Origin of the sequence: Actinomycetospora corticicola (assembly GCF_013409505.1) — a bacterium.
In the GTDB taxonomy this organism is placed as follows: domain Bacteria; phylum Actinomycetota; class Actinomycetes; order Mycobacteriales; family Pseudonocardiaceae; genus Actinomycetospora; species Actinomycetospora corticicola.
This window is the reverse complement of record NZ_JACCBN010000001.1, coordinates 153,054-170,559: the sequence shown is the minus strand read 5'-3', so window position 1 is coordinate 170,559 and position 17,506 is coordinate 153,054. Positions and strand designations below refer to the sequence as shown.

Sequence of the window (17,506 nt, the reverse complement as noted above, 5' to 3'; positions counted from 1 at the left end):
TCAGAGCGGTTCGCGGAGGAGACCGCCGAGCACGGTGTCGGCGTAGGCGGCGCCGATCTCGGCGGCGGGGACGGTCGAGGTCTCCGGGTCGAACCACCGGTTCGACCACGCGACCATCCCGAGGATGCCGTAGGCGACCACCCACGGCCTCGTCGTCGCGTGGAAGCTGCCGTCGGCCAGCCCGTCCTCCACGATCGCGACCAGGACGTTCTCGTAGCGCTTGTTGTAGCGGGCCATCGTGCGGCCCCACTGCGACCGCGGCGCGAGCGCGCTGAGGTCCTCCTGGATGTAGAGGTACAGGTAGGGGTAGTTGTCGGCGTAGGACACCATCAGCTCGGTGATCAGCGTCCGCAGCTTCTCCGGGGGCGTCCCGTCCGCGGCGAGGATCTCCTCCGCGCGGAGACAGTTGCGCTCCACCGCGTCGCCGACGGCGGTGTGGAAGAGCTCCTCCTTGCCGCCGACGTAGTAGTAGATCGTCGCGCGGTCCATGCCCACGGCCTCGGCGATGTCGCCGATCTTCGTGCCGCGGAACCCGTGCCGCTTGAAGACGTCGCCGGCCGCCCGCACGATCGCGGCGCGGCGCTCCCGGTAGGCCGCACCTCCCTCGTCGAGCGCCGCGGCCCGACGTCGGGAGATGGCACTCGGCTCGTCACGTGCCGCCATCCCGCCTCCTCCCCCGCTCCTGCTCAGCGCCAGAACGGGGCGCGGAGCTCGCGCTTGAGTACCTTGCCAGCCGCGTTGCGTGGCAGAGCCTCCACTACGTCGATCGACGTCGGGCACTTGTAGCGGGCCAACCGCGTGCGCACGTCGGCGAGGAGCTCGTCGACGTCGAGCGTGGCCCCGGGTGCCGGCACGACGATCGCCTTCACCGTCTCGCCCCAGCGCTCCGACGGCACCCCGATGACCGCGACGTCGGCGATGCCGGGGTGCGCGGCCAGCGCGTTCTCGACCTCCGCCGGGTACACGTTCTCCCCGCCGGAGATGATGAGGTCCTTGATGCGGTCGTGCAGGTAGAGGTAGCCCTGGGCGTCGCGGTAGCCGGCGTCCCCGGTGCGCAGCCAGCCACCCTCGACGAGCGTCGCCGCCGACTCCTCGGGCCGGTGCCAGTAGCCCGGGGTGTTCTGCCCGGACCGCACCCGGATCTCGCCGACCTCGCCGACCCCGACCTCCTCCTCGGAGACCGGGTCCACCAGCGTGATCTCCAGCCACGGGAGCGGTCGTCCGACCGAGCGCAGCCGGTGCGGCTCGTGCTCCTCGGGGGCCATGCTGACGACGGTGCCCGCGGTCTCGGTCATCCCGTAGACGGCCATGAAACCACAGCCCAGCACCTCGATGGCGCGGCGCAGCAGCGCCTCGGTCATCGGCGCCCCGCCGTAGGCGATGCGCTCGAGCGCGGAGAGATCCGCCGTCCCGACGGCGGGTGAGGCCAGGATGGCCGCGACGATCGCCGGCACGGCGAACGCGTGCGTGACCCGGTGGCGTTCCATGACCGCGACGAGGTGGTCGGGGCTCAGGTCGGAGAGCAGGACCGTGTGGCCGCCCTGCCCGAGCGTGGTGAGCCCGTACCCGATGCCGCCGATGTGGAACAGCGGCGAGGGCACCAGGTTCACCGAGTCCGGGCCCATCCCGTAGAACTCGCGGCCCATCCGCGGGGTGAACGCGAGGTTGGCGTGGGTGAGACGGGCGCCCTTGGGCAGCCCCGTCGTGCCGGAGCTGTACAGCTGCAGGACGACGTCGTCGGGCTCCGGCTCGTGCTCAACCGGGTCGGCGGGGACCTCCGCCAGCCAGCCCTCGTAGTCGTCCTCGAGGACCAGCGGTCGACGGTCGGCCGGCACGAGCCCGAGCTGGTCGCGACCGCACACCAGCAGCGCCGGCTCGGCGTCGTCGAGGATGGCGCGGACCTCCGGCCCCGCCAGGCGCCAGTTGAGCGCGACCAGCACGACCCCCGCCCGGGCCGCCCCGAACAGCAGCTGGAAGTACTCCGGACAGTTCCGGAGCAGGACCGCCACCCGGTCACCCGGCCGCAGGCCCTCCCGGACGAGAGCCCGGGCGACCTCGTGGGCGCGGCGGTCGAACTCGCCGAAGGTCACCGTCCGGTCGTCCAGCGTGAGCGCCGGTCGGTCGGCGCCGAGGGACGCCACCCGGGTGAGCGTGTCGCCCAGGGTGGCGTCCATGACGGGGGTCGTGGCCGCGGTCGCCGTCATCAGTAGCTCTTGGGCAGGCCGAGGTTGTGCTGGGCGACGTGGTTGAGCACCATCTCGCGGCTCACCGGCGCGGTGCGGAACATCCGCGCCGCGAACCACAGGTCGGAGAGCCCGTACTCGTTGGACAGGCCGTTCCCGCCGTGGGTCTGGATGGCCTGGTCGACCGCGGCGGCCGCGGCCTCCCCCGCCGCGTACTTCGCGACGGTGGACGCGCTCCCGGTCGCCGCCGGGTCGGCCCCCTCGTCGGTCAGCTTCGCGGCGTGCATCGTCATCAGCCGGGCGAGCTGGACCTCGACGAAGCACTTGGCCAGCGGGTGCGACACGCCCTGGTGGGCGCCGATCGGGGTGGACCACACGACGCGGTCGGTGGCGTAGCGGGCGGCCTTCGCGAGGGCGAAGCGGGCGATGCCGTTGGCCTGCGCGGCGGCCGTGACCCGCTCGGGGTTCAGCCCGGCGAACACCTGGCGCAGGCCCGCGCCCTCCTCGCCGATGAGGTCGTCCCGGGTGACCCGGACGTCGTCGAAGAACGTGGTGAACTGGTTCTCCGGGATCTGCAGCGCGGAGTCGATGGGCTGGAAGCTCAGACCCTCGGCGTCGGTGGGGACCAGGAACATCGAGATCGGGTGGCGACCCCGCGCGTCGGGCTCCGCACCGCGGGCCACGACGATGACGGCGTCGGCGTCGTCGATGCCCGACGTCCAGTACTTCTGGCCGCGGATGCGCCAGGCGTCGGGACCGTCGGCGTGCGCCGTCGTCGTGATGTTGTGGGTGTTCGTCCCGGCGTCGGGCTCGGTGATGGCGAAGGCGATGCGCTTCGTGCCGTCGGCCACGCCCGCGAGCCACGTCTGCTTCTGGGCCTCCGAGGCGTGCGCGGTGAGCAGCGACCCGGCGATGGCCGGGGAGATCACGAGCATGAACAGCGGGCAGCCCGCGGCCGAGGTCTCCTCGATGACGATGGAGAGGTCGGTCAGGCCGCCCCCGCCCCCGCCGTACTCCTCGGGCAGGTGCACGCCGAGGTAGCCGGCGTCGCCCAGGTCCTTCCACAGCTCGTCCGGACGCGCCCCGCGCTTCGTGACGTCCTGGAAGTAGCTCCGTCCGTAGCTCCCCACGAGCTTCGCCACGCTCTCGCGCAACGCCTTGCGCTCGTCGGTGTCGAGGAGCAGGTCGTCCTTCACGATGCCGTCGGCCATGTCGCCTCCTGTTTCAACAGCACTGTTGACTCTAGGTCGGGCGCTCCGGGTCGTCAACGCTCCCAGCGGTAGAACCCCTGCCCCGACTTGCGGCCGAGGTGGCCCTGGGCCACGAGCCGCTCGAGGATCGCCGGGGCGGCGTAGCGCTCGCCGTAGACGCCCGACAGGTGGCGTGCGATGTCGAGGCGCACGTCGAGCCCGACGACGTCGGACAGGCGGAGCGGGCCGATCGGGTGGCCGTAGGCGAGGACGGCCGCCTTGTCGATGTCCTCCGCCGTCGCCACCTCCTCCTCCACCATCCGCATCGCCTCGAAGGCGGCGATGTTGTCGAGGCGGCTGGTGGCGAAGCCCGGGACGTCCCGGACGACGATCGACTCCTTGCCGATCGTCGTGGCGTAGTCCTGGGCGGAGGTGATCGCCTGCTCGTCGCTGGCCCGGCCGCGCACCACCTCGACCAGCGGCAGCGACCAGACCGGGTTGAAGAAGTGCATGCCCAGGAAGGCCTGGGGGCGGGCCAGGTTCGCGGCCAGCGCGTCGATCGAGATCGAGCTCGTGTTGGAGGCGAGCAGCCGCGGCGCGCGGGCCTCCGCCGTCGTCAGGACCTCGGCCTTGAGCTCCGGGACCTCCGGCACGGACTCGACGACGAGGTCGAGGCCGGTCGCGAGCTCGTCCACGCCATCGACCACGTCGAGCAGCCCGGGCAGGCGCTCCGCGGCCGTCGGGTCGAGCTTGCCGCGCTCCGCGCCGGTGCGCGCCCGCTGCGCGAGCTCGTCGACCAGGGCGTCCGCCCGGGCCCGGTCCGGCTCCACGACCGTGGTGGACAGGCCGGCGGCGGCGAACACGTAGGCGATCCCGCGGCCCATCGTCCCGCCCCCGATGACGGCAACGCTCATGTCGTGGTCCTCCCGATCCGTTCGGCGATCCAGGTGATGAGGCCGGCGCTCTGCGGCAGCTCCCCGGCCATGCCGAGGAAGCCGTGGATCATGTCCGGCCAGTCGCGCAGCTCGACGTCGACACCGGCCGCGCGCAGCCGCTCCGCGTAGGTGACGCCCTCGTCGTGCAACGGGTCGAAGCCGGCGACGGCGATCGCGACGGACGGGAGGCCGCGGAGCTCGTCGTCGGACGCGAGCAGTGGGGCGGCGTCCGGTGTTACGGGGCGCCCGTCGAGGTGGTGCTCCCAGAACCACACCATGTCGGCGTGGGTGAGCAGGTACCCGTCGTTGTGCGCCGGGTAGCCGGCCGCGTCGGGCGGCACGAGCACCGGGTAGACGAGCACCTGGCGCGCGACCCGGTCGCGCAGCCACCGGGCGGCCGCCGCCGCGAGGTTGCCACCGGCGCTGTCCCCGCCGATCACGACCCGGCCGGGGTGCGCACCGAGCTCTGCGGCGTGGTCGGCGCACCAGGCGGTCGCGGCGACGGCGTCCTCGAGCGGTCCCGGGAAGGGCGTCTCGGGTGGGCGTCGGTACTCGACGGAGACCACGACGGCGCCCGCGGCGCGCGCGATGGCCCGGCACGGACGGTCGACGGACGCGACGCTGCCGCAGACCCAGCCGCCGCCGTGGAACCAGACGACGAGCGGGACCTCCGTGCTCGATGCAGCCGTGGGGCGGTACACCCGGGCCGGGACGCGGCCGTCCCCGCCGTCGACGAGGAGATCGGTGACCGCGACCCCGTCCACCTTCTCTCCCTGCATCCATCGCGCGGCCTCGACGGCGTGCCGGGCGGCGAGCACCCCGACCTCGGCGTACGGCCGCAGTCCGAGCTCGGTGAGGCGGCGCAGCAGGTCGGCGGCCTCGGGGGCGAGCCGTGCCTCTCCGGTCGTCGATGGCCGATCCGTCGCAGGGGATGCGTCAGGGAAGTCATTGACGCTCCGAGCACCTTCGTCGGCGGCACGTCCCGGAGCGGTCATCGGGTGAGGGCCCGGTGGACGCCGAGGCGGTCGCGGACCACGTGACCGGTCAGCGTCCCGTCGACGGCGACGTCGAGGAGGGCGGCGAGACCGAGGGTCACCTCGGTGCCGTCGGGATCGGGACGCTCGGGCAGCCCGCCGGCGTAGGCGCCGCGCGCGAGGCCGTGCACGGCGACCCGTCGTCCGGCGACGACGACGGTGTCGACCTCGACCGTCGGCGCCTCGAGGAGGTCGGACCGCGTCATCCCGTCGTCGTAGGTGATCCCCGGCCGGACCGGGGCGCCGGCGTCGAGCCAGCGACGGACGACCTGCTCGGCGTCGGCGTCGGGCGCGGCCGGCGGCTCGGTCCAGGGTGCGACCATCGGCGGGTCGACCGGGTCGGGGGTGCCGGCGAGGAGCTGGCGGCGCCGGCCGAGGTAGTCCTCCTCGGTCGCGTTGTGCACCAGGACGCCGTCCTCGGTCCGGAAGAGCCCGATGCCCCGCCAGGCCGCCGATCCGCCACGCACCGAAGCACCGTGCTCGGTGAAGCGCAGCGCGGCCAGGCCGTCGGGGGTGTACATCGCGTCGTGGACGGTGACCGTCAGGCCCGGGAAGCGCGCGAGCTGGCCGCTGGTCGCCTCCAGGTAGGCGTCCCGCCCGGGCATCTGCACCCCCGCGATGTCGATCGCGTAGCCGGGCGCCATGATCTGCGGCGGGACCTCGGGGTCGGCCCGGTCGAGCCAGTCCACGACGAAGCGCCGCATCAGCGCACCCATCGGGTGGATGTCCACGATGACCTCCCTGTCGTCAACCGTAGTGTTGACTAGCCTCGGGATGATGTCCAGGCTGCACGGGTGGAGAGCACCGGTGTGCGCACGGAGCGGCCGTCCGACGGGGTCCTGCTGATCACCCTGGACCGCCCGGAGCGGCGGAACGCGATCGACGGGGCGATGAGCCGGGAGATCGCCCGGGTGCTCGACGGGTTCGACGCCGACCCGTCCTCGTCGGTCGGAGTGCTCACCGGGGCCGGAGGCACCTTCTGCAGCGGGATGGACCTGCGCGCCTTCCTCGACGGTGACGCTCCCGAGGTGCCCGGGCGCGGGTTCGGCGGACTCACCCAGGCGCCGCCCGCGAAACCGTTGATCGCCGCGGTCGAGGGGTTCGCCCTGGCCGGCGGGTGCGAGCTGGTGCTGGCGTGCGACCTCGTGGTGGCGGCCGACGACGCGTCGTTCGGCCTGCCGGAGGTGGGTATCGGCCTGATCGCGGGTTCGGGCGGGTTGTTGCGGCTGCCGCACCGGATCCCCCGCTCGGTGGCCGCGGAACTCGCCCTGACCGGCGACCGCTTCGGCGCGGCCGACGCCCACCGGTGGGGGCTGGTCAACCGGCTGGTGGCGCCCGGTGCGGCCGTGACCGCCGCGGTGGAGCTGGCGGCCCGCATCGCCCGGAACGCCCCGCTCGCCCTGGCGGCGACGAAGCGGATGCTCGCCGCGTCCGACCTCCCCGTCGACGAGGCGTGGGAGCGCCAGGAGACCGAACTGGTCGCCATCAAGGCCACCGAGGACGCCCGTGAGGGGGCGCGCGCGTTCGGCGAGAAGCGCGCGCCCCGGTGGTCGGGGCACTGAGCCCTCACCGCGGAGCCCTGCGGGCCGTCCCACGTGCCAGGCGACCCGTCGTCGGGACGACCGTCAACACGGTCGTTGACGATCCTCGGGCGCCGACCTAACCTCGGGTCCATGCGCCAGGTCGACATGCTCGTGGTGGGGGCCGGTTTCGCCGGGCTCCGCACCCTGCACACCTTCCGCGAGCGTGGCCTCGAGGTCGCGGTCGTCGAGGCCAACGACGGTCTCGGAGGTGTCTGGTACGTCAACCGGTACCCGGGCGCGCGGTGCGACGTCGAGAGCTACGACTACTCGCTCTCGTTCTCCCCGGAGCTCGAGCAGGAGTGGCGCTGGAGCGAGCGCTACGCGACGCAGCCCGAGATCCTGCGCTACGTCGACCACGTCGCGGAGCGGTTCGGGCTGCGCCGCGACGTGCACCTCTCCACCCGGATGACCCGCGCCGAGTACGACGAGGACGCGCACCACTGGACCGTCACCACCGAGGGCGACACGGCCGGCACGTGGAGCGCGCGGTACCTCGTCATGGCGACCGGCCAGCTGTCGGTGACCAAGCAGCCACAGCTCGAGGGCCAGGACGACTTCCGCGGCCGGATCCTGCACACCGGGGCCTGGCCGCACGAGCCGGTCGACCTGTCGGGGCAGCGCGTCGGCGTCATCGGCACCGGGTCGTCCGGCACGCAGCTCATCCCGGTGCTCGCCCGGGAGGTCGACCACCTCACGGTCTTCCAGCGCACCCCGAACTTCTCCATCCCCGCCAACAACGCGCCGCTCTCGGACGAGCGCGACGCCGAGGTCAAGGCCACCTACTCCGAGCGGCGTGAACGGGCGCGCCGATCACCGTCCGGGCTGGGGTTCGCACCCAACAAGCAGTCCGCGGTGGAGGTGCCGGAGGACGAGCGGCGCGCGCTGTACGAGGAGCAGTGGAAGACGGCGGGCTTCGGCTTCCTGCTCGCCTTCTACGACCTCATGCTCGACGAGCGCGCCAACGACACCGCCGCCGACTTCATCCGCGCGAAGATCGCCGAGAAGGTCGACGACCCGGCGACGGCCGAGCGGCTCATGCCCCGCGGCTACCCCTTCGGCGCGAAGCGGCCGCCGGTCGACTCCGGCTACTTCGAGGCCTTCAACCGGGACAACGTCGACCTCGTCGACATGCGCGACACCCCGCTCGAGCGGATCACCGAGAAGGGCATCCGGACGACGGCGGAGGAGATCGAGCTGGACACGATTGTCTTCGCCACCGGCTTCGACGCCATGACGGGTGCCCTGCTCAAGCCGGAGATCGTCGGGCGCGGCGGCCGGACGCTGCGCGAGCACTGGAACTCCGGACCCCGCACCTACCTCGGCGTCGGGGTCTCGGGCTTCCCCAACCTCTTCGTCATCGCCGGCCCGGGCAGCCCGTCCCTGCTCTCCAACGTGCTGCTGTCGATCGAGGCGCACGTCGACTGGATCGCCGGGCTGCTCGACCACGCGGCCGCGCAGGGTGCGGACGAGATCGAGGCGTCCGCGCAGGCCGAGGTCGACTGGGTCGACCACGTCAACGAGCGGGCGGCCGCCACGCTGTACCCGAAGGCGGCCTCGTACTACATGGGTGCCGAGGTCCCCGGGAAACCACGCGTGTTCATGCCCTACGTCGGTGGGGTGCGCGGGTACCGGCGCACGCTCGACCAGGTCGCGGGCAACGACTACGAGGGCTTCGTGTTCGTCGGCAGCCGCGAGGCGGTGCCGGCCGGCTGACCGCCGGCCCGCAGCACGGCTCCGGCGCCCGCGGCGACCGCCAGGCAGATCCCGACGGCGGCGAGCAGCGCCGCCGTCGGGGACACCCGGTCGATCAGCACGCCGGTGAGCGGTTGGGCGAGCGCGGCGCCGAGCATGATCGCCGAGCCGTGCAAGCCGGTCGCGACCCCGCGCGCGGCGTCCGGTGCGAGCCGTCCCACTGCCTCCGCCGATGAGGACAGCGCCGGCGCGCAGAACGCTCCCGCCGCGACGATCAGCACGGTCACGAGCCACCACGGTCCGCCGAACGCGACCGGGATCGTGCCCACGGCCAGGGCCGCGAGCAGCGTCGGCAGTGCCGGTGGCCGGGTGGCGACGCCGTAGACGAACCCGCCGACCAGCGACGCGAGGCACCACACCGTGTTCGCGAGCGCGAACCATCCGGTCTCGCCCCGCGCGGTGAGCGCCGCGACGACGCTCAGCTCGGTGGCCGACAGCAGCAGGACCGCGGCGACCGCGCCCGCCAGGGCCGTGACCATCGGCGCGCCGAGCCAGTGGCGCATCGAGGGCGCGTCCGTCCGCTCCTGCTCCGCGCGGGTCGGGGGGTCCAGCCACCAGAGCGCGGCCGTCGCGAGGACGAAGCCCGCACCCACCAGCCACAGCGCCACCGGCGTCGGCAGGGCGAGGACGGCTCCGGTGCCGACCGCCGGACCCACGATGAACGAGACCTCCGCCGACATCGCGTCGAGCGCGAAGGCCGGTCGCCGCCTCCCCTCGGGCGCCACGGCGCCGAGCGACTGGCGGACGACGGGGAAGGCGGGCAGGGCGAGCACCCCCGCGAGGAAGGCCGTGGCGGCGAGGGGCCCGACGTCGAGAAGAGGCGCGAGCCCCCAGAAGACCGCCTCGGAGAGCCCGCAGAGGAGCAGGACCGGGCGCAGGCCGACCCGGTCGATCAGCCGTCCCAGCAGGGGCGCTCCGAGCACCGTCCCGAACGTGACCGCGCCCCCGACCAGACCAGCCGCCGCGAACCCGCGGTCGAGCCCGACCGCGACGTGCAGGGTCAGCACGACCCCGGTCGCGGTCAGCGGGAGCCGGGCGGCGAACCCGACTGCGTAGAGCGCCCGGAGCCCGGGCTGCGCCAGCACCTCCCGGTAGGCCGTCACTGCACTCGCCACGCCTCCATGGTGCCCCGACAGGAGGCCGCCCCGACCTCGCGCGCGGCGGAGCCGGTCGCCGCGGATGCCTGCCGGACCTGCCCGACGACGCCGGTGGACCGGACACCGACCCTTGTCGCGACGAGCGTCAACGTTTACGTTGACTACAGGGTGATCGGAGCCACAGTTTCGATCATCGGCGAAGCCCCGGCCGACGAAGGAGTCCTCGTGTCCCGCATGCGTTTCGGCATCTTCCTGCCGCCGCACCACGTCCCCGTCGGGCAGAACCCGACCTACTCGCTGCAGCGCGACGTCGAGCTCGTGCAGCGCCTCGACGAGATGGGCTTCGACGAGGCGTGGTTCGGCGAGCACCACTCCTGCGGCGTCGAACTCATCGGCGACCCGATGCTCTTCATCGCCCACGTCGCCCAGGTGACCAAGCACATCAAGCTCGGGACCGGCGTGATGTCGCTGCCGTACCACAACCCGTTCCACATCGCGGATCGTCTGATCCTGCTCGACCACCTCACCCGGGGCCGCACGATCCTCGGCGTCGGACCCGGCGCCCTGGCCACCGACGCCGGCATGTTCGGCCTCGACCCTGCGGACGCCCGGGCCGCCCTGGAGCAGGACGTCGACGTCCTCATGCACCTGCTGACCAGCGACGAGCCGATCTCGATCGACACCGGCCGCTACAAGCTGGTCGACGCGCGCCTGCAGATGGACGCCTACTCGTGGCCGCACCCGGAGATCGCCACCGCTGCGATCGTCTCGCCGTCGGGTCCCCGTCTCGTGGGCAAGCACGGCCTCGGGATGATCTCGATCGGCGCGACCATGAGCGCCGCCGGCTTCGACGCCCTGGCCATGCACTGGGACGTCGTCCAGGAGATGGCGACCGAGCACGGAACCGAGCCCAGCCGTGAGGGCTGGCGCCTCGTCGGCCCGATGCACATCGCCGACACGAAGGACCAGGCGATCAAGGACGTCGAGTACGGCATCAACGAGTGGTTCGACTACCTCCAGCACACCGCGGCCGCGCCGCAGCTCGGCGTGCAGGGTGAGACCACCAAGGAGCGCATCGAGTTCGTCATCGAGTCGGGCATGGGCGTCATCGGCACCGTTGACGACGCGGTCAACCAGATCGAGCGTCTCGAGGAGCAGTCCAAGGGCTGCTTCGGCGCCTACCTGATGTTCGCCCACAACTGGGCGCCATGGGAGGCGACCCTGCACCACTACCACCTGTTCGCCAACCACGTGATCCCGAAGTTCAAGAAGACCGACCGGCGCCTGCTCGCGAACGAGGCGTGGACCCGCAGCGTGCGCGACCCGCTGGCCGCGAAGCAGTGGGACGCGATCAACGCCTTCACCGCGAAGCACCAGGCCGAGCGGGAGTCGCGTCAGGTGTCGCAGGCGTGACCGCCTCCTTCGCCGCGGGGCCGGCCCCGTCGTTCCGCCTCGACGTCGACGGCGCCCCGGTCGCCCTCGTGACGGGGGCGGCCGGCGGGATCGGTGCCCGGGTGGCGCTCGGCCTCGCGGAGTTCGGCGCGGACGTGACCTGCGTGGACGTCTCCGTCGACGGGCTGAAGGAGACGGTCACCGCGATCGAGGGGGTCGGACGCCGTGCGGTGGCGATCGAGGCCGACGTCGCCGACGCGGACGCGATGGCCGCGGCCGTCCGGCGGGCGCAGGACGAGCTGGGCCCGCTGCGGCACGCGGTGAACTGCGCGGGGGTGCACGACAACGCCCCGGCCGAGTCGATGCCCCGGGCGCAGTGGCAGCGCCTGCTCGACGTCAACCTCACCGGCGTGTTCACGTGCTGCCAGGCCGAGGGCGCTGCCATGCTCGCCCACGGCGGCGGCAGCATCGTCAACATCGGGTCGATCTCGGCCACGATCGCCAACCGCGGCCTGTCGCAGGTGCACTACAACGCCGCGAAGGCCGGCGTGCTGCACCTGACGACGTCCTTGGCGCTGGAGTGGGCGGACCGCGGGGTGCGCGTGAACGCGGTCAGCCCCGGCTACACCGCGACGCCGATGGCGAAGCACCCGGACGTGTGGCCGCACGTGCAGGCGTACACCAAGGACATCCCGCTCGGGCGGATGGCCGAGACCGAGGAGCTCGTCGGCCCGGTCGTGTTCCTGCTCAGCGGGGCGGCCTCCTACGTCACGGGCGCGAACCTGCTGGTGGACGGCGGCGCCGTCGCCTGGTAATTGCGCTCCGCGCAGGTGAGCAGTAACGGGGGCTATAGCCCCACTCAGTGCTCACCTGCGAAGCACATCGCGACCCGGTCCAGCGTCGCCGCCAAGCCGTCCGCGTCGACCACCGGCAGGTAGGGCAGCAGGCGCTCGAGCGTCACGCCCGACCAGTCGTAGACGTGCGTGAGCCGCGTGCTCCCGCCGCCGTCGACCGACTCCAGCCGGTAGCCCCACACCTGGCCGCCCCGGTCGCCGCCGTGTGTCGCGGGTGCCCAGGCGATCTCTGTGTCGGGCTCGAAGGTCACGACGTGGTTGTCGACGACGTAGTCGCCCATGTCGCGGCCGTGCATCTCCATCTCGAAGACGTCGCCGACGCCCGTCAACGGCTGGTGGGTCCGGGACCCGCGCACGGTGCCGGAGGCATCGAGCTCGGGGTGCCGGTCGGGGGTCGCCAGCAAGGCGAACACCTGGTCGGGGCGGGCGTCGACGACGCGGGACGCTTCGAGGCGTTGATCGCTCACGCGCGGGGGTGCCTCCGGCCCGTGTGCACTAATCCGTGTCAGGACGGGGCCTGGAACCCACGGGAGCGGAGCTCACCTCGCGGCCCAGATCCCCCCGTCGACCGGGAGCACGGCTCCCGTCACGTACGCCGAGGCACGCGAGGCGAGGAACACCGCCACGCCTGCCATGTCGTCCGGCGCGCCGATGCGCCCCAGCACCGAGGCGGCCGCGATCTCGTCGCCGCGCTCGGCGAGGGTCGCCGCCATCATCTTCGACTCGAACGGGCCCGGCGCGATCGCGTTGACCCGCACGTTCCGCGGCCCGAGCTCGGCGGCCAGGACACGCGTCAGCTGGTGCACGCCCGCCTTCGACGCCGAGTACGCGTAGGTCGGCAACGGCGTCACGCGTAGGCCGTCGATGCTGCCGATGTTGATCACCGACGCCGTCTCCTCCGCCGACCCCGAGGCCTCGAGCAGGTCCACGAAGGCGCGGGTCAGGAAGAACGGCGCCTTGAGGTTCAGGTCGAGGACCTTGTCCCACGCCTCGGCCGGGTACTCCTCCAACGGCGCTCCCCACGTCGCGCCCGCATTGTTGACGAGCACGTGCACGGCCGACTCCCGCTCCCGCACGAGGGCGGCGAGGTGCTTGCACTGCCCCTCGGTCGAGACGTCCGCCGGGATCGACACGACGTCGCCGTGGGGCGAGAGCTCCCGCACCGCGTCCTCGCCGGCGGCCTCCTTGCGCGAGCTGATGTACACGCGCGCCCCGGCGTCGAGCAGGCCGCGGGCGATCATGAGCCCGATGCCGCGGGTCCCGCCGGTGACCACGGCGACCTTGCCGGTCAGGTCGAACAGCTGCACTGGTTCTCCTCCGTCGGATCCACCTCGATGCGGTCCCGCATCATGCCCATCTCCCCCGGGCGCACACGAGGCGAGGCCGCGCGAGGGCCCGGACGTCCGCGAGCGGGTCCCCGTCGACGACGAGGAGGTCCGCCGCGAGGCCCGGCACGAGCCGCCCGGTGACGTCGCCCAGCCCCAGCGCGTCCGCCGAACGGCAGGTCGTCGCCGCGAGTACCTGCGCCGGGGTCCACCCGACCTCGACGTAGTAGGTCAGCGCGTCGTGCAGGTCGTCGAACCGTCCCCTGCCGGCTCCCGCGTCGTTCCCGACAATGACCGGGATGCCGTGCGCATCGGCCCACCGCTGCCGGTCGAGCGCGGCCTCGAGCTCCTCCGCCGGCCAGTCCGGCCAGCCGCGGAACCGGGTCGGCACGGTGACCGCCCCGCTCGCGGCGAGCTCCTCGGCGACGGCGTCGTCGCGGTTGCGGCCGCCGTCGGCCCCGTACCACCCGGCGTGCTCGACGGTGTCCACGCCCGCGCGGGCCGCCATCGCGATCGACGTGGTCCCGTGCGCGTGCGCCGCCACGGGCAGCCCGACCTCACGCGCGGCCGCGACCACCAGCTGCAGGGTCGGCAGGTCGAACTGCGTGTCCGCGATGCCGGGCCCGGTCGGCGTCATCATGCCGCCGCTCGCCATCACCTTCACGACGTCGAGCCCTGCCGCGGCCCGTGCCGCGACGGCCGCGCGGATGCCGTCGCGCTCGACCTCCCCGCCCAGGAACCAGCAGTGCCCGCCGGGCGGGGTGAGCGGCGCACCCGCCGTCAGGACCCGTGGACCGCGGACGGAACCGGAGGCCACCTCGTCGCGGAAGGCCGCGACCAGGCCGTCGCGGTCGCCGAGGTCGCGCACCGACGTGATGCCGGCCGCGAGCATCGCCGCGGCGTGGTCGGCGACGGTCGCGCGGAGCACGTCGTGGTCGGCGTCGCGGAGCGCGGGCACGGGATCGCGGTCGACCTCGAAGGCCAGGTGCACGTGGGCGTCGATCAGCCCGGGCAGGACGGTGCAGCCCGGGAAGGCGTGGTGCACGACCTCCGGGTGCGCCGCGGTCAGCTCCGCCGTCGGGCCGACCGTGACGACCGCGCCGTCGGCGACCAGGACGGCCGCGTGGTCGAGCGGCGGTCGCTCCGCGTCGACGACCACCCGGCGACCACTGATCAGCGCGGCGTCCACGTCGGGTCACCCTGCCCGGTCGGGGGTCCACCACGGAGGGCACCGTGGCGGCCCCCACACCGCTCAGGCCAGCGACCTCGCCCGCGCCGCCACACCGGCGGAGCCGAGCAGTCCCGCCCCGATCGCGGCCAGGGCGACGGCCGGACCCGAGCGCTCGATGCCGAGCGCGTGGTCGAGCGACAGCTCCCCCGGTCCCGCGGCCGCGACGGCGAAGACGACCGCGGTGAGGACGGCGTTGTACTCCCAGCCGCCCTGCGTGACCCACGGGCCGTTGGCGCTGTGCACGTGGTAGACCGCCGACCCCATGGCGCCCGAGATCATCATCGCGGCGAGCGGGGTCGCGAGCCCGGCCGCGAGCAGGGCCCCACCGCCCGCCTCCGAGACGCCCGCCGCCACCGCGTTGTCGCGGCCCGGCTTGATGCCCATGCTCTCGAACCCCTGCGCCGTGCCCTCCACCCCGCCGCCGCCGAACCAGCCGGCGAGCTTCTGCATGCCGTGGCCCACGAACAGCAGGCCCACCACGAGCCGCAGGACGGCGATTCCGATCTTCACGAGGTCTCCGTTACGTCAGCAAACAGTTGTGGCATCAACCTAGACCTCCGCCGGTCGGACGTCACAGGTGCCGACCGGGTCGGATAGGTGCACAATGCAACGGTTGTCGTTGCTCGCCCTAACGATCAGGGGTACGACCCATGACCTCGACCGCCCTCGAGCCCGTGCCCGTCTCCCGGGCCCACCCGGACCACCCCGGGTACAAGTGGCTCGCCCTGTCGAACACCACGCTCGGCGTGCTGATGGCGACGATGAACTCGTCGATCGTCCTCATCTCCCTGCCCGCGATCTTCCGGGGCATCGGCATCAACCCGCTCGAGCCCGGCAACATCAGCTACCTGCTGTGGATGATCATGGGCTACATGCTGGTCACCGCGGTGCTGGTGGTCACGCTGGGCCGCTTCGGCGACATGTACGGGCGCGCGAAGATCTACAACGCCGGCTTCGCGGTGTTCACCGTCGCCTCGATCGCGCTGGCCCTCGACCCGTTCTCCGGGGGCGGCGGCGCGCTGTGGCTGATCCTCGTGCGCGTCGTGCAGGGCATCGGCGGTGCGATGCTCATGGCGAACGCGACCGCGATCCTCACCGACGCCTTCCCCGCCGAGCGGCGCGGCTTCGCGATCGGCACCAACTCGGTGGCGGCGATCGGCGGGTCGTTCATCGGCCTGCTCGTCGGTGGCGTGCTCTCCGAGGTCGACTGGCGCCTGGTGTTCTGGGTCAGCGTGCCCTTCGGCGTGCTCGGCACGATCTGGGCCTACAAGACCCTGCGCGACCCCGCCGGTCGTCGGGAGCACAAGATCGACTGGTGGGGCAACCTGACCTTCGGCGTCGGGCTGATCCTGCTGCTCGTCGGCGTGATCTACGCGATCCAGCCCTACGGCGGTCACGCCGAGGGCTGGACCAACCCGTTCGTTCTGACCTGCCTCATCGGCGGCGTCGTCGTGCTGGCGGTCTTCTGCTTCGTCGAGACCCGGGTCGACCAGCCGATGTTCCACCTCGAGCTGTTCCGGATCCGGGCCTTCACCTCGGGCCTGGTCGCGACGCTGATGAGCGCGCTCTCCCGCGGCGGCCTGCAGTTCATGCTCATCATCTGGCTGCAGGGGATCTGGCTGCCGCTGCACGGGTACGACTACGAGCAGACGCCGCTCTGGTCGGCCATCTACATGCTGCCGCTGACCGTGGGCTTCCTGATCTCGGCGCCGATCTCCGGCGTGCTCTCCGACCGGTTCGGCGCACGGCTCTTCGCCACCGGCGGCCTCGTGATCGTGGCCCTGACCTTCGTCGGGCTGCTCCTGCTGCCCACGGACTTCAACTACTGGTGGTTCGCGGCGATCCTGTTCGTCAACGGCGTCGGGTCGGGCCTGTTCATCTCCCCCAACATGACCGGGATCATGAACTCGCTGCCCGCCGACCAGCGCGGCGCCGGCAGCGGCATGATGTCGACGCTGCAGAACTCCGGCATGGCGCTTTCCATCGGCATCTTCTTCTCGATGCTGATCGCGGGCCTCGCCTCCTCGATGCCCGCGGCGCTGCTGGGCGGGCTGACCGCGCAGAACGTCCCGCTCCCGGTGGCGCAGCAGGTCGCGGCGCTGCCGCCGGTCGGCACCCTGTTCGCCGCGTTCCTCGGCTACAACCCGATGGCGGAGATCCTCGGCCCGCAGGTGCTCGGCGCGCTGCCGCCCGGCAACGCCGCGACGCTGGTCGGCAAGCAGTTCTTCCCGAACCTCGTCACCGGCGCCTTCCACGACGGCCTCGTGGTCGTGTTCGCGGTCGCCATCGCGGTCTCGCTGGTCGGCGCGATCGCCTCGCTCTTCCGCGGCGGCAAGTACGTGCACGGGCAGGACGACGCCGCCGACCGGGTCGAGCCCGCCGAGGGCGACCCGGCCGGCCCCGCCCTCCCCGCGCCCACGGTCTCGCACGCGGCGCCCGCCGCGATCGACGCCGACGACACGGCCGACACCGCGGAGTTCGCGACGACGGGTGCGGCCGCCACCCCTCGCGCCGCCGACGCGTCGTCGCCGTCCGGAGGCAGGAACGGCACGTCGTCGGGGGCCGTCCTCAGCGGGCGCGTCACCACGGCCGACGGCCGCCCGGTCGGCGCGACCCTCACCGCCACCGACGCGAGCGGCCGGCAGATCGGCCGCGCCCGCACCGACTCGGAGGGCGGCTTCACCCTGCGCGCCCGCCCCGGGACGGCGCTGCTGATCTGCTCCGCGCCCGGCCACGCCCCGCGGGCGGAGACGCTGACGATCGGCGTCGGCGGCACCCGGCACGACGTGGTGCTGGAGGCGACGGGCCGCGGCGCCCGGACGCCGGTGGCGGGCTCGTAGGGCACAGCACCTGACAGCCGTGGCCCACCGCTGACATCCGATGTCAGCGGTGGGCCACCGCTGTCTCCGGCGCACCAGACCGGCCACACC

General features: G+C 73.0%; 16 protein-coding genes. 5 read left to right on the top strand and 11 right to left on the bottom strand.

Going from position 1 to position 17,506, the window contains the following annotated elements:
• Genes BJ983_RS00760 through BJ983_RS00735 form a run of 6 tightly spaced genes read right to left on the bottom strand, consistent with a single transcriptional unit; the run spans window position 1 to window position 6,073 of the window.
• Complete coding sequence (locus BJ983_RS00760; protein WP_179792045.1) at window positions 1–663, bottom strand: TetR/AcrR family transcriptional regulator; 663 nt, start codon at window positions 661–663, stop codon at window positions 1–3.
• A gap of 23 nt (window positions 664–686) precedes the next feature.
• A complete protein-coding gene (locus tag BJ983_RS00755) occupies window positions 687–2,204 on the bottom strand; it encodes a long-chain-fatty-acid--CoA ligase (protein ID WP_218890034.1) in 1,518 nt (505 codons plus the stop codon).
• Complete coding sequence (locus BJ983_RS00750; protein WP_179792044.1) at window positions 2,204–3,394, bottom strand: acyl-CoA dehydrogenase family protein; 1,191 nt, start codon at window positions 3,392–3,394, stop codon at window positions 2,204–2,206. Before BJ983_RS00750 ends, BJ983_RS00755 begins: the two co-directional genes overlap by 1 nt.
• A 53-nt stretch (window positions 3,395–3,447) precedes the next feature.
• Entirely contained in the window at window positions 3,448–4,287 is an 840-nt protein-coding gene (locus tag BJ983_RS00745) for a 3-hydroxyacyl-CoA dehydrogenase family protein (RefSeq protein ID WP_179792043.1), read from the bottom strand.
• Entirely contained in the window at window positions 4,284–5,303 is a 1,020-nt protein-coding gene (locus BJ983_RS00740; protein ID WP_179792042.1) for an alpha/beta hydrolase, read from the bottom strand. Before BJ983_RS00740 ends, BJ983_RS00745 begins: the two co-directional genes overlap by 4 nt.
• Complete coding sequence (locus BJ983_RS00735) at window positions 5,300–6,073, bottom strand: nuclear transport factor 2 family protein (protein ID WP_179792041.1); 774 nt, start codon at window positions 6,071–6,073, stop codon at window positions 5,300–5,302. Before BJ983_RS00735 ends, BJ983_RS00740 begins: the two co-directional genes overlap by 4 nt.
• A gap of 63 nt (window positions 6,074–6,136) precedes the next feature.
• Between BJ983_RS00735 and BJ983_RS00730 the strand changes: the two genes are divergently transcribed.
• Together BJ983_RS00730 and BJ983_RS00725 are read left to right on the top strand one after the other, a co-directional pair.
• On the top strand, window positions 6,137–6,904 hold the full coding sequence (locus tag BJ983_RS00730; RefSeq protein ID WP_179792040.1) for a crotonase/enoyl-CoA hydratase family protein: 768 nt from the start codon (window positions 6,137–6,139) through the stop codon (window positions 6,902–6,904).
• 111 nt (window positions 6,905–7,015) lie between these two features.
• A complete protein-coding gene (locus BJ983_RS00725) occupies window positions 7,016–8,638 on the top strand; it encodes a flavin-containing monooxygenase (protein WP_179792039.1) in 1,623 nt (540 codons plus the stop codon).
• Here the strand turns inward: BJ983_RS00725 and BJ983_RS00720 are convergent.
• Entirely contained in the window at window positions 8,587–9,792 is a 1,206-nt protein-coding gene (locus tag BJ983_RS00720) for an MFS transporter (RefSeq protein ID WP_179792038.1), read from the bottom strand. The genes BJ983_RS00725 and BJ983_RS00720 overlap by 52 nt on opposite strands.
• Window positions 9,793–10,008: 216 nt before the next feature.
• Between BJ983_RS00720 and BJ983_RS00715 the strand changes: the two genes are divergently transcribed.
• On the top strand, window positions 10,009–11,187 hold the full coding sequence (locus tag BJ983_RS00715) for an LLM class flavin-dependent oxidoreductase (RefSeq protein WP_218890608.1): 1,179 nt from the start codon (window positions 10,009–10,011) through the stop codon (window positions 11,185–11,187).
• Window positions 11,184–11,981 carry an SDR family oxidoreductase gene (locus BJ983_RS00710; RefSeq protein WP_343053579.1) on the top strand — a complete coding sequence of 266 codons (798 nt, stop codon included), beginning with the start codon at window positions 11,184–11,186 and terminating at the stop codon, window positions 11,979–11,981. The genes BJ983_RS00715 and BJ983_RS00710 overlap by 4 nt, the downstream gene beginning before the upstream one ends.
• A 44-nt stretch (window positions 11,982–12,025) precedes the next feature.
• On the opposite strand, the gene BJ983_RS00705 is transcribed toward BJ983_RS00710, so the two are convergent.
• From BJ983_RS00705 to BJ983_RS00690, 4 genes are all read right to left on the bottom strand, one after another.
• The gene (locus BJ983_RS00705) at window positions 12,026–12,487 is read right to left on the bottom strand and encodes an SRPBCC family protein (RefSeq protein ID WP_179792036.1); all 462 of its coding nucleotides are present in this window, start codon (window positions 12,485–12,487) and stop codon (window positions 12,026–12,028) included.
• 72 nt (window positions 12,488–12,559) lie between these two features.
• The gene (locus BJ983_RS00700) at window positions 12,560–13,327 is read right to left on the bottom strand and encodes a glucose 1-dehydrogenase (RefSeq protein ID WP_179792035.1); all 768 of its coding nucleotides are present in this window, start codon (window positions 13,325–13,327) and stop codon (window positions 12,560–12,562) included.
• 40 nt (window positions 13,328–13,367) lie between these two features.
• Window positions 13,368–14,534, bottom strand: coding sequence for an amidohydrolase family protein (locus BJ983_RS00695; RefSeq protein ID WP_179792034.1), 1,167 nt, complete (start codon window positions 14,532–14,534; stop codon window positions 13,368–13,370).
• A 63-nt stretch (window positions 14,535–14,597) separates the two neighbouring features.
• On the bottom strand, window positions 14,598–15,086 hold the full coding sequence (locus BJ983_RS00690; RefSeq protein ID WP_179792033.1) for a DoxX family membrane protein: 489 nt from the start codon (window positions 15,084–15,086) through the stop codon (window positions 14,598–14,600).
• Between the two features lie 140 nt (window positions 15,087–15,226).
• Between BJ983_RS00690 and BJ983_RS00685 the strand changes: the two genes are divergently transcribed.
• Window positions 15,227–17,416: an MFS transporter gene (locus BJ983_RS00685; RefSeq protein ID WP_179792032.1), complete on the top strand. Its 2,190-nt coding sequence runs from the start codon at window positions 15,227–15,229 to the stop codon at window positions 17,414–17,416.
• Window positions 17,417–17,506 lie beyond the last annotated feature (90 nt).